This window comes from Microbacterium pasadenense (assembly GCF_047246565.1).
GTDB lineage: Bacteria > Actinomycetota > Actinomycetes > Actinomycetales > Microbacteriaceae > Microbacterium.
In genome coordinates this window covers 78,879-91,174 of the sequence record NZ_JBFOKN010000002.1, presented here as the reverse complement: position 1 = coordinate 91,174, position 12,296 = coordinate 78,879, and the positions used below count along the sequence as shown (strand labels likewise).

General features: G+C 71.5%; 9 protein-coding genes. 7 read left to right on the top strand and 2 right to left on the bottom strand.

Features of this window, described 5'->3' with window-relative positions; genetic code table 11:
* Window position 1: 1 nt before the first annotated feature.
* Entirely contained in the window at window positions 2-1,015 is a 1,014-nt protein-coding gene (locus tag AB3M83_RS06520) for a LacI family DNA-binding transcriptional regulator (protein ID WP_412946167.1), read from the bottom strand.
* A gap of 173 nt (window positions 1,016-1,188) precedes the next feature.
* On the opposite strand from AB3M83_RS06520, the gene AB3M83_RS06515 reads away from it, so the two are divergent.
* From AB3M83_RS06515 to AB3M83_RS06500, 4 genes are all read left to right on the top strand, one after another.
* Window positions 1,189-3,210: a beta-galactosidase gene (locus AB3M83_RS06515; protein ID WP_412946164.1), complete on the top strand. Its 2,022-nt coding sequence runs from the start codon at window positions 1,189-1,191 to the stop codon at window positions 3,208-3,210.
* A 140-nt stretch (window positions 3,211-3,350) separates the two neighbouring features.
* Complete coding sequence (locus AB3M83_RS06510) at window positions 3,351-4,598, top strand: sugar ABC transporter substrate-binding protein (protein WP_412946161.1); 1,248 nt, start codon at window positions 3,351-3,353, stop codon at window positions 4,596-4,598.
* 66 nt (window positions 4,599-4,664) lie between these two features.
* Window positions 4,665-6,272 (top strand): ABC transporter permease subunit, encoded by a 1,608-nt coding sequence (locus AB3M83_RS06505; RefSeq protein ID WP_412946158.1) that lies wholly within the window; start codon window positions 4,665-4,667, stop codon window positions 6,270-6,272.
* Window positions 6,272-7,207 carry a sugar ABC transporter permease gene (locus tag AB3M83_RS06500; RefSeq protein ID WP_412946155.1) on the top strand — a complete coding sequence of 312 codons (936 nt, stop codon included), beginning with the start codon at window positions 6,272-6,274 and terminating at the stop codon, window positions 7,205-7,207. The genes AB3M83_RS06505 and AB3M83_RS06500 overlap by 1 nt, the downstream gene beginning before the upstream one ends.
* Window positions 7,208-7,244: 37 nt before the next feature.
* On the opposite strand, the gene rsmI is transcribed toward AB3M83_RS06500, so the two are convergent.
* Entirely contained in the window at window positions 7,245-8,063 is an 819-nt protein-coding gene (rsmI, locus tag AB3M83_RS06495) for a 16S rRNA (cytidine(1402)-2'-O)-methyltransferase (RefSeq protein ID WP_412946152.1), read from the bottom strand.
* Between the two features lie 39 nt (window positions 8,064-8,102).
* Between rsmI and AB3M83_RS06490 the strand changes: the two genes are divergently transcribed.
* The 3 genes from AB3M83_RS06490 (at window position 8,103) to AB3M83_RS06480 (ending at window position 12,295) form a co-directional block, all read left to right on the top strand.
* Window positions 8,103-9,701 carry a dolichyl-phosphate-mannose--protein mannosyltransferase gene (locus AB3M83_RS06490; protein ID WP_412946149.1) on the top strand — a complete coding sequence of 533 codons (1,599 nt, stop codon included), beginning with the start codon at window positions 8,103-8,105 and terminating at the stop codon, window positions 9,699-9,701.
* Between the two features lie 172 nt (window positions 9,702-9,873).
* Window positions 9,874-11,040 (top strand): FHA domain-containing protein, encoded by a 1,167-nt coding sequence (locus tag AB3M83_RS06485; RefSeq protein ID WP_412946146.1) that lies wholly within the window; start codon window positions 9,874-9,876, stop codon window positions 11,038-11,040.
* Window positions 11,041-11,152: 112 nt separating this feature from the next.
* On the top strand, window positions 11,153-12,295 hold the full coding sequence (locus AB3M83_RS06480; RefSeq protein WP_412946142.1) for a serine/threonine-protein kinase: 1,143 nt from the start codon (window positions 11,153-11,155) through the stop codon (window positions 12,293-12,295).
* Window position 12,296: the final 1 nt, after the last annotated feature.

The window sequence follows — 12,296 nt, the reverse complement described above, 5'->3', positions numbered from 1 at the left end:
GTCAGGCGCTCGCGCGCGGGACGAGCGTCGTCGGCAGCACGACGGATTCGCCCGGCCCGCCCGCGATGACGTCGAGGAGCACCTCCACCATGCGGTGGGAGATCTCGGACCAGGGCTGGCGCATGGTCGTGAGAGGCGGGTCGGTCGTGGCGGCGAGGCCGGAGTCGTCGAAGCCGGCGACCGCGACGTCCTCGGGGACCCGCCTGCCGGCCCGGCGGAGCGTCGCGATGGCGCCGACCGCCATGACATCGGATGCGGCGAACACGGCATCGATGTCGGGAGCGCGGTCGAGCAGTCGCGCCATCGCCGCGGCCCCCGCGTCGCTCGAGTACACGTCCTGCTCGACGAGGTCCGCGTCGAAGAGGTCGCCCATCTCCTCGCGGAAGCCGACGAGCCGGTACCGGCCGCCGGGGGTGTCGTCGGGTCCGGTGATGACGGCGATCCGCCGATAGCCGCCGGCGAGGAGATGACGCGTCATGGCGCGGGCGGACTCCTCCTCATCGACGGAGACGGTGGGCACGTGGGCGCGGTCGCCCAACGGCACACCGGTGCAGACGGTGGGCACCCCGGCCGAGGTGAGCGACGCGAGCAGCGGGTTGGACTCGTGGGACGAGATCAGCAGGACACCGTCGACGTGCCCGGCACGGACGTAGCGCTCGATGTTGGCGTACTGCGACGGATGCTCGGCGATCAGCAGCACGAGCGTCATGTCGCGGGCCGCCAGGGCCTCGGTCGCGCCGCGCAGCAGCAGCGCGAACGTCGGGTCCGCGAACAGCAGGTGCTGCGGCTCGGTGAGCAGGAAGGCGACGGAGTTCGCGCGCCCGGTCGCGAGTGCGCGCGCCGCGTGGCTGACGGTGTAGCCCGTCGTGCGGATGGCGTCCTCGACGGCGGCGCGGGCGTCGCCGGAGACCCATTTGCCGCCGTTGATGACGCGGGAGACGGTGCCATGCGAAACACCGGCCACCTCCGCGACGTCGCGGATGGTGGGCCGCCTGCGCTCGGGAGGGAGAACCACTCGCCGACTCTATACCGCTGCTCCCCACCCTGGGACCGGTCACAGTTCGATAACGACCTGCGGATTCCCGGATCCGCTCGTCGTAGACTTCCGGGCACCGACTGTTACCGGTCCCAGCCACCCGATCCCGCTGGCGATCCGCGCAGTGAGATCAATGAGGATGGCACGCCGACATGACGACCGCTGAGTGGCCGCGACTGGAGGGCATCGCCTACGGCGGTGACTACAACCCGGAGCAGTGGCCGCGCGAGGTCTGGGACGAGGACGTGCGCCTCATGCGCGAGGCCGGGGTCAACCTCGTGAGCATCGGCATCTTCTCGTGGGGCCTCCTCGAGGTCCGCGAGGGCGTCTTCGACTTCGGCTGGCTCGACGACGTCATCGACCTCCTGCACCGCAACGGCATCGCCGTCGACCTCGGCACGCCGACCGCGTCGCCGCCCGCCTGGTTCTTCGCGCAGTACCCGGATGCCCGCGCCGTCACGAGAGACGGTGTGGCCCTCGGCTTCGGCGCGCGGGGCATGGTGTCGCACTCCGCACCCGAGTACCGTGCCGCGATCGCGCGGATCGCCGGCGCCCTGGCGGAGCGCTACGGCGACCACCCCGCCGTCGTGCTGTGGCACATCCACAACGAGTACGGCGTCCCCGTCGGCGAGGACTACTCCTCCCATTCCGTCCGCGCATGGCGCGGCTGGCTGCAGGAGCGCTACGGCACGGTCGCCGCGCTCAACGTCGCATGGGGCACCGCGTTCTGGGGCCAGCACTACGAGGAGTGGGAGCACGTCGGCGCCCCCGCCGCCGCGCCGTCGACGATCAACCCCGCGCAGAAGCTCGACTTCGCGCGGTTCACCGACGCGCAGCTGCGCGCGTGCTTCCGCATCGAGAAGGACGCCATCCGCGCACACGCCGCGCAGCCGATCACCACGAACTTCATGGCGAACCAGCACCACGGCGTGGATCTGTGGGCCTGGGCGGACGAGGTCGACATCGTCTCGGACGACCACTACCTGTGGGCCGCCGACGCGGAGGGCGAGATCGGCCTCGCCATCGCCGCCGACCTGTCGCGGTCCGTCGGCGCCGGCAAGCCGTGGATCCTCATGGAGCACTCGACCTCGGCCGTGAACTGGCAGCCCCGCAACGTCGCGAAGCGGCCCGGCGAGATGGCCCGCAACTCGCTGTCGCATCTCGGCCGCGGCGCGGACGGCATCCTCTTCTTCCAGTGGCGGGCCGGGCGCTCGGGCGCCGAGAAGTTCCACTCCGCGATGCTCCCCCACGCCGGCCCCGACTCCCGGGTCTTCCGCGAGGTCGTCGACCTGGGCGCCAAGCTCGGCCGTCTCGGCGAGGTCCGCGGCTCCCGGGTGACGGCCGACGTGGCCGTGCTGTGGGACTTCGAGTCGTTCTGGGCGCAGGACCTCGAATGGCGCCCGTCCGAGGACGTGTCGCACGACGAGCGGATCCGTGCGTTCTACGAGCGGCTCTGGCGCGATGACATCACCGTCGACTTCGCCCTCCCCAGCCACGACCTGATCGGGTACCGCCTGGTCGTCGCCCCGGCGCAGTACCTCCTGACGGCGCGGGATGCCGCCCTGCTCACCGACTACGTCCGCGGCGGCGGCACGCTCGTGGTGTCGTTCTTCTCCGCCGTCGTCGATGAGAACGACGCCGTCCACCCGGGGGGCTTCGCCGCTCCCCTGGCCGAGGCTCTCGGTCTGCGGGTCGAGGAGCATCTGCCGCTGCGCCAGGGCGACGCCGCGGCGATCGCCCTGGGCGGGGAGCGGTACGGCGCCGACGTCTGGCAGGAGGACCTCGTCCTCACGACGGCCGAGGCCCGTGCCCGCTACGTCGGCGGTCCCGCGGACGGGCAGCCCGCCGTCACCCGCAACGCGCTGGGCGACGGCACTGCCTGGTACGTGAGCACGCGGCCGGATGCCGAGGGGCTCCGCGCCATCATGACGGAGGTGTACGCGGATGCCGGCATCACGCCCGCCGGCACGCCCGCCGGGGTCGAGACGATCCTCCGCTCCGGGGACGACGCCGATTACCTCGTCGCCATCAACCACGGAGCCGCCGAGGCTTCGCTCGAAACGTCCGGGGTCGATCTGCTGACGCAGCGCGACATCCGGGGCAAGCTGGTGCTGGCAGGGGGCGACGTCGCCGTCGTCCGTAGGCCGCATGCAGCGAAAGAAGCCGGTCGATGACCGGCCGTTCCTCGACGGGTGACCGTCGACAGCACTGAGAGAAACCGCCGAGACCGCCCGGTCTCGGCTCACACCCCGGTCGTAAGGGCGCGACCTCCTTCGAGGCCCCGCAGGATCGACCACTTCCGGAAGGAACATCCATGCGCAAGATGGGCATCGGCGTCGCTGCACTGGCGGCCGGATCCCTGCTGCTGGCGGGTTGCAGCAGCAGCACCTCCCCCACAGCTCCCGCAGAGTCCGAGGAGCCGATCGACGCCAGCGGAGTCACGCTGACGATCTGGACCGACGCGAACCGTGAACCCGCCATCGAGGCGGCGGCGGCGACGTTCGAGGAGGAGACCGGCGCGACGGTCGAGCTCGTCCAGAAGAACTTCGAGGACATCCGCAACGACTTCATCAACCAGGTCCCGACCGGCGAAGGCCCCGACATCACGGTCGGCGCGCACGACTTCCTCGGCGCGTTCGTCGCCGCGGGTGTCGTCGACACCGTCGACCTCGGCGAGTCGGCGGAGCAGCTCGAGCAGGTCGCGGTCGACGCCTTCAGCTACGACGGCCAGGTCTACGGCTTCCCGTACGCCCTCGAGTCGATCGCGCTGGTCCAGAACACCGACCTCGTCGGCGAGGACGTGCCGGCGACGTGGGACGACATGGTCGCCCAGGCCGAGGAGGGCGGCGCCGAGCGCGCGCTCGTGATCAACACCGCCGGCCAGACCGGTGACGCCTACACGATGTACGGCTTCCAGACCTCCTTCGGCGCCCCGGTGTTCGTGCAGGACGAGTCCGGCTCGTACACGACCGAGGTCGGCATGGGCGGCGAGGCGGGCACCGCGTTCGCGACGTGGCTCGGCGAGAAGGGCGAGGAGGGCACGGGCGACGTCTCGACCACGATCGACTACGACACCAACAACGAGCTGTTCGCCGCCGGAGAGGCCGCGTTCACGATCCAGGGGCCGTGGGCGGTCGAGGCGCTGACCGCGCAGGGCGCGAACATCAAGGTCAGCCCGATCCCCTCCGCGGGTGGCGAGACCGCCGCCCCGTTCGTCGGCGTGCAGGGCTTCTACGTGAGCTCGCAGAGCGAGAACGCGCTCATCGCGCAGGAGTTCCTCGTGAACTACCTCGCCACCGACGAGGCGCAGAAGGCGCTCTACGAGGCCGACCCGCGTCTGCCCGCGTGGAAGACGCTCGCCGAGGACCCCGCCATCGCCGAGGACCCGATCGTCGCCGGCTTCCTGGCCTCGGCCGCCAACGGCGTGCCGCAGCCGTCCATCCCCGAGATGGGAGCCGTCTGGGACCTCTGGAACGCCGCTCAGGTGCAGGTCATCAAGGGCGCCGACCCCGAGGAGACCTGGACCAAGATGGTCGCCGACATCGAGGCTGCGATCGGCTGATCCCCTTCCGGGCGCGGGGCGCTCCGCCCCGCGCCCGGAAACCACTTTCCTCGAGAGGGAGATGACATGACGGCTCCGCAGAGCACACTCGACGCGGACACCACCGCACCACCGCCCGAGGCGCACGGCCGCCGCTGGTCGGGACGGGGCTGGGGCTTCCTCGTGAAGCTCGCCCTGATGGCCGTGATCAACGCGGTGGGCCTCATGGGCATCATCGCGGCGTTCCAGGCCGAGTCCTGGATCGTGTTCGGCGTCGCCGTCGCGCTCCTGGTCGCCGCCGACGTCGTCTACTTCACCAAGCGGGCGCTGCCGCTCAAGTACCTGCTGCCGGGGCTGTCGTTCCTGCTCATCTTCCAGATCTTCATCTTCCTGTACACCGGCTACATCGCCTTCACGAACTACGGCTCCGGCCACGTCGGGTCGCAGGAGCAGGCCGTCGAAGCCGCCCTCGCGCAGGGTGAGCGCCGCGTCGAGGGCGCCCCGACGCTGCCGCTGGCCGTCGTCGAGCGCGGCGGCGAGCTGGGCTTCGCGGTCGTTCTCGACGGCGAGATCCGAGCCGGAACCGCCGACGAGCCGCTGGCCCCGGTCGGCGCCGCACCGGCATCCGGCGCTCCCACCGAGGTGCCGGGGTGGACCATCGTCCCGCGCAACACGATCATCGGCGACGCCGACACGCAGGCCGCCGTCGTGGATCTGCGCGTCCCCGTCTCGGACGACCCGAACGACGGCTCCATCCGCACGCGAGACGGCTCGAGCGGCGCGGTGTACCTCTCCACGATGACGTGGGATGCCGACGCGCAGACCATCTCCGACAGTGCGACAGGCCTCGTCTACACCGCCACCGAGCGCGGCGAGTTCGTCGCCGAGGACGGGACGACCCTCCCGGCCGGCTGGACCGTGCACGTCGGCTTCGACAACTTCGTCAAGCTGTTCACCAACCCCTCGCTCGTCGAGCCGCTCGCCCTCGTCACCGGATGGACGTTCGTCTGGGCGATCCTGTCCGTGGCGATCCCCTTCGCCCTGGGCCTGCTGATCGCGCTCGTCTACAACGACCCGCGCGTGCGGGGACGCAAGGTGCTGCGGACGCTGTTCATCCTCCCGTACGCGTTCCCCGCCTTCATGTCCGCGCTGCTGTTCCGCGGCATGTTCAACGCCGAGTTCGGCGTCATCAACGAGTTCTTCTTCGGCGGCACGAACATCGACTGGCTCGGTGATCCGTGGCTCGCACGCGGCGCGGTGCTGTTCGTGAACGTCTGGCTCACCTATCCGTACTACTTCCTCGTCTGCACCGGCGCCCTTCAGGCGCTGCCGCAGGACGCGCTGGAAGCGGCATCCATCGACGGCGCGGGGCGGTTCCGTCAGCTCCGCGCGATCATCCTGCCGCTCGTGCTCGTCTCGACGGCCCCGCTGCTGATCTCGTCGTTCGCGTTCAGCTTCAACAACTTCACCGTCATCTACATGTTCAACAACGGCGGACCGTCGATCCCCGGCGCCCCGTACGCGCTCGGCAACACCGACATCCTCATCTCCGCCATCTACGACATCTCCGGTGTCTCGGGCGGAGCCGCCGACTACGGCCTCGCCAGTGCGCTGTCGATCCTCGTCTTCATCGTGGTCGGAGTCATCTCCGCCCTCGCGTTCCGCCAGACCAAGAAGCTGGAGGAGTACCAGTGATGTCCGCTCCCGCCCCCACCACCGCCGCCGTCACGACCGCCGGCGCCCGCTCCGGCACGCGCGCCGCGTCGACGCCCCGCCGACCCGGGCAGCGCCGTCGCTGGCTGACCGAGGTCGGCTGGAAGTACCTGCTCGCCGTCGTCATCCTCTTCTACGCCATGTTCCCGCTGGTCTACGTCGTGTCCGCGGCCCTGAACCCGAACGGCAACCTCGCCGCGGCGAACTCGCTGTTCTCGGTGTTCAGCCTCGACAACGTCGCCGCCCTCGCGGGGACCAGCTACTGGGCCTGGTACGCCAACACCCTCATCGTCGGCGGCGCGTCGGCCATCGGCGCCGTCCTCATGGGCGCTGCGGCCGCGTACGCCTTCTCGCGCTTCCGCTTCGCGGGCCGCCGCCCGGGACTGACGGCGCTGCTCATCGTGCAGATGTTCCCGCAAGCCCTCGCCTTCGTCGCGATCTTCCTCATGCTGCTGACCCTCGGCGAGGTGTTCCCCGTCCTCGGGCTCAACTCGAAGATCGCGCTCATCTGCGTGTACCTCGGCGGCGCGCTCGGCGTGAACACGTTCCTCATGTACGGGTTCTTCAACACGATCCCCATGGAGATCGACGAGTCGGCGAAGATCGACGGCGCGACGCACGCCCAGATCTTCTGGCGGCTGATCATGCCGCTCGTGACCCCGATCCTCGCGGTCGTTGCGCTGCTCGCGTTCATCGCCGCCTTCGGCGACTACATCATCGCGAAGATCGTGCTCGTCTCGGAGGACAACTGGACGCTCGCGGTCGGGATGTTCCAGTGGGTCTCGAACCAGCTCTCCAGCAACTGGGGCCTGTTCGCGGCCGGCGCGATCCTCGCCTCAGTGCCGGTGCTCGTCCTCTTCCTGTCGCTGCAGCGCTACATCGTGGGCGGCCTGACCGCGGGCTCCGTCAAGGGCTGACCGGGGCAACCGAACTCGCCGTGGCCGTCCGCTCCGCTCAGGAACGGGCGGCCACGGCGCTTCGGTAGAGATCGCGCGAGGGCAGTCCCGTCTCGCGGGACACCTCCGCCGCGGCATCCTTCAGACGGATGCCGGAGGCCACCATGCTCAGGATCTGGGCCACCGCGTCGGCCTCCGAGACGGTGCGGACGGGTGCGCCCGCGACGACCACGACGATCTCGCCGCGGACCCCGTCCTGCGCCCACGCCGCGAGCTCGCCGAGCGGCGCGCGGACGACCTCCTCGTGCAGCTTCGTGAGCTCCCGGCAGACGGCGGCGCGGCGGTCCGCGCCGAACGCCTCCGCCATGGCGGCGAGCGTCTCGGCCAGGCGCGACGGCGCCTCGAAGAAGACCATGGTGCGCGGCTCCGACGCGAGCGCGCCGAAGACGGTGCGCCGCTCCCCCGCCTTCCGCGGCGCGAAGCCCTCGAACGTGAACCGGTCGGTCGGCAGGCCCGCGAGGGCGAGCGCCGTGATCACCGCGCTCGGGCCGGGCAGGACCGTGACGTCGACCCCCCGGGCGACGGCCTCGGCGACCACCGCGTAGCCGGGGTCGCTGACGGTCGGCATGCCGGCATCGCTGAGCAGCAGGACGTCCTCGTCCGCGGCCAGGGCGACGAGCTCGGCCGCACGCTGCTTCTCGTTGTGGTCGTGCAGCGCGATCAGCCGCGGCCGATTCGCGATGCGGAGCGCCTGCAGCAGACGCTGCGTCGTGCGGGTGTCCTCGGCCGCGACGATGGTCGCGGTGCCGAGGGCGGACGTCAGCCGGGAGGTCGCGTCGCCCAGGTTGCCGATGGGGGTCGCGGCGAGGATGAGCACCGCCTCAGCTTAGGCGGCGCCCGTCATAGGCTGGTCGCCGTGACCTCGACCGCCGACCCCCTGCTGCCGTCGCGGCCGGAGTCCCGCGCCTCCCGGTACGACGGCTGGCGTGGTCGCGTCTCGGCCGATCCGGCGCTTCGCCGCCGCCTGGCCTGGCTCGCGCCGCTGGCCGTGACGCTGCTGGGCGCGATCCTGCGGTTCTGGAACCTCGGGCATCCGCATTCGCTCGTCTTCGACGAGACGTACTACGTGAAGGATGCCTGGAGCCAGTGGTCCCTCGGCTACGCCGCCGCCTGGCCCGAGGACGCCGACGCGCGGTTCGCGGGCGGCGAGACGGACATCTTCACGACCGATCCGAGCTTCGCGGTGCACCCCCCGCTCGGCAAGTATCTGATCGGCGCCGGGATGGCGCTGTTCGGCGCGGACTCCTCCTTCGGCTGGCGGGTCGCCGTGGCCGTCGCCGGGACGCTGTCGGTGCTCCTCGTGTACGCCATCGCCCGGGAGATCTCCCGCTCGATCCCGTTCGCGACCGTCGCGGGGTTCCTGATGGCGATCGACGGACTCGCGATCGTCATGAGCCGCGTCGCGATCCTCGACATGATGCTGACCGCCCTCGTGCTGCTCGCGTTCTGGTTCGTCCTGCGCGACCGACGGACCCACCTGGACCGGCTGAGCGCCGCGATGGCGGCGCGGCGGCGGCCCGACGAGTGGGTCGCATGGGGCCCGGTGCTCTGGAACCGGCCATGGCTGCTCGCGGCCGGAGCCGCCGCCGGCGCCGCGTGCGCCGTCAAGTGGTCGGGCGCATGGATGCTCGCGGCCCTCGGCCTGTACGCCGTCGTGACCGACGCCCTCGCCCGGCGCCGGCTGGGGGTCTACTACTGGCCGCTCGACGGGGTGCGCCAGGGCGCGGTGGCGTTCCTGCTGATGATCCCGGTGAGCCTCGCCGTCTATCTGGCCTCGTGGGCAGGGTGGCTCGCCACCGACGGCGGCTACGGGCGCCACGCGGCGGACGCGTCCCCGGCATCCGGGATCCTCTCGGGGGTCCCGACGGGCCTGCAGAACCTCTGGACGTACCACGGGACGATCTACGCCGCGACCGCCGAGATCACCACGGCGCACACCTACTCCAGTCCGGCATGGCAGTGGCCGCTGCTGCTGCGCCCGACCTCGATGTACGCCGGGAACACCCCGGACGGCGTCGACGGCTGCGCGAGCGCGCGGGGGTGCCTCGAGATCCTGTACAGCATGCCCAACCCGCTGATCTGGTGGGGCGGGATCATCGCGGCGGTCTGGCTGCTGGTGCGGTTCGTCCTCGTCCGCGACGGGCGCCTCGCGATCGTGCTGGTCGGGATCGGCGCGGCCTATGCGCCGTGGCTGCTGTACCCGGAGCGCACGATCTTCCAGTTCTACACGGTCCTCATGCTGCCGTTCCTGATCCTCGCGCTGACGCTCGCCCTGCAGCAGATCGCCGGCGCCGCCCATGCCGAGCAGCTGCGCCGGAATGCGGGACAGCGCACCGTCCTCGTAATCCTCGCGGTCGTGACGCTCGTGTCCACCTTCTGGTACCCGCTGTGGTCGGCCACCCGTGTGCCGTACGAGTTCTACTGGATGCACGTCTGGCTCCCCGGCTGGGTGTGACCGCAGCGCGATGACGGCGGACATCCGCGCAGCGGAGGGCCGATCCGGGCGGAGCGCCCTCCGATCGGCGGATCTCGTCCGCTGCGCGGTCTCCGGGACGATCGCGGCGGCTGTCGCGGCGGCGCGGGAGCGTCGTCCCGGCGCCACCGCGGGAGCGACCTAGGCTGTCAGGGTGTTCCGATATCCGGCCTCCAGCGACCTGACGCGAGCGGGATACGTGATCGCGGGTGATCGCTTCGCCATCCTCGTGGCCGCCGACGTCCACGACGGTCTCATCGCCCGGCTGTGGGATGCCGCCGCCGCCGAGACGTCCGTCCTCGAGGACGTGCTGAGCGTCGTCGTCGCCGTCGGCGTCGACGCGCTCCCGGACTTCGCCGTCGCCGAGTTCGCGGGGACCTCACCCGAGACGCTGCGCGTGGCCGCGCGCGGAGCCGCGACCATCACGACGTCCGCCGGCCGGACGATCGAGGGCCGGGATGTCCGCACCTGGACCGAGACGACGATCTCCGACGCCGACGGCATCCGGCTGTCGTTCGACGGCGAGCAGGCCGCCGCGCAGTTCCTTCCGCTGGGCCTCGGCGTGATCCGTGCCGACGAGGTGTCGTGGGGGCGGCCGCCCCGCACCCCGCGTGCGGATGCCGGCGACTCCGAGAGCGCCGCCCGCACCGGCGGCGCCAAGCCGCGGCTCCGCGCGGCCGCACGGCGCGCGGCCGCGACGAGCGACGATGCTCCCGTGACCGGAGCCGGCCGCGACAACGCACCCGCGGCATCCGCCCGCCCCGCCGCACCCCGCGCGGCCGCCCCCTCGCTCGACGACATGGACGTCCTCCAGACGCTGTCCATCGACCGGAGCCTGTTCGCGAGGCCCCTGGACGAGGAGTTCGAGCTGCCCGCGTTCCTCACCGACGACGACGCGCCGGCCGCGGACCGATCCGCCGACGACGACGCCCCGGAGGACCGCACCCTGCTCGGCGGCCGGCGGGCCGCGCCCGCTCCCGCCGCCGCGATCGGTTACGTGCTGCGCGTCGATCCCGGGCGCGACCTCCCCCTCGACCGCCCGGTCGTGCTCGGTCGCGGTCCGCGACCGGCCCGGCATCCCGGGGCGCGCATCGAGACGGTGCCGTCGCCCGCGAAGGAGATCTCGGGGTCGCACCTGGAGGTCGCGCTCGACGGAGACCACCTCCTCGCCCGGGATCTCGACTCCACCAACGGAACGATCGTCCGGCCGCAGGGCAGCGAGCCGAGGCTGCTCCGCAGCGGTGCGACGCTCCGCGTCCCCCTCGGCACCGTCTTCGATCTCGGCGATGGTGTCACTGCCGTCTTCCAGGTCGGCGAGTGAGGATCAGGGATCGGATTTCCGGCGCCGCAGCGCATATGTTAGAAAACCTTCACGGAAACTCGGTGCGGTCGCGCGGGGCGACCGCAACCGTGACGGCGGGGTGAGGAGAGGCGTGTCCCACAGGCTGCCGTCGACCCCACCCGGGCTGTCCGGGTTCACCTACGTCCGTCCCCTCGGCGCGGGCGGCTTCGCCGACGTCTTCCTCTTCGAGCAGAACCTCCCCCGCCGCCCCGTCGCGGTGAAGGTCCTCCTCGAGGACATCGTCGACGACAACCTGCTCCGCATGTTCAACGCGGAGGCCGACGTCATGGCGCGGCTGAGCGCGCACCCCTCCATCCTCACGATCTACGAGGCGTCGATCTCTGCCGACGGCCGCCCCTACCTGGTCATGGAGTACTGCCCGACCTCCCTCACGAGCCGCTACCGCCGCGAGGTCATCCCGGTCGCCGAGGTCCTGCAGCTCGGCGTGAAGATCGGATCGGCACTCGAGACCGCACACCGCGCCGGCCTCCTCCATCGCGACATCAAGCCGTCCAACATCCTCATCACGACGTTCGGCTCCCCCGTGCTCTCGGACTTCGGCATCGCCGCCGCCGTCGAGGGACGTCCCGGCACGGAGGAGGTCTTCGCGATGTCCGTGCCGTGGAGCGCACCCGAGATCGTCGACGAGCGGATCTCCGGCTCCGTCGCCGCGGAGGTCTGGAGCCTCGGCGCCACCATCTACTCCCTGCTCGCGGGGCGGAGTCCCTTCGAGAAGCAGGGCAAGGGGCAGAACAGCCGCGATCAGCTCAAGAGCCGCATCCGTCGGGCCGTGTACACGCCGGTCGGTCGCGACGACGTGCCGCCCGAGCTCGACGCGGTGCTCGCCCGCTCGCTGAGCCGCGACCCGGCCGCCCGGCACGAGTCCGCCGCCGCCCTCGCGCACGAGCTGCAGCTCGTCCAGCACCAGCTCGGCATCCCCCACACCCCCCTCGAGGTCGCGGTGGACGAGTGGGCGACGGCCGGCGCTGCGGTCGACTTCACCGACGACGGCCCGCGCGGTCCGGTGCGACCCGCCGTCCCCTACGAGTCGCGCCGACCGGCACGGGCACGCGCGGCATCCGTCCGCCGCCCCGACGAGGGGACGATCCTCGCCGGCTCGGAGCCGCGCTCGGGATTGAGCCTCGGCGCGAGGATCGGGCTCGCGGTCGGCGGCGGCGTGCTGCTCGGGGGCGCCGCGGTGAGCGCCTTCCTCCTGCTGGGCGGGGCCGGCTGAG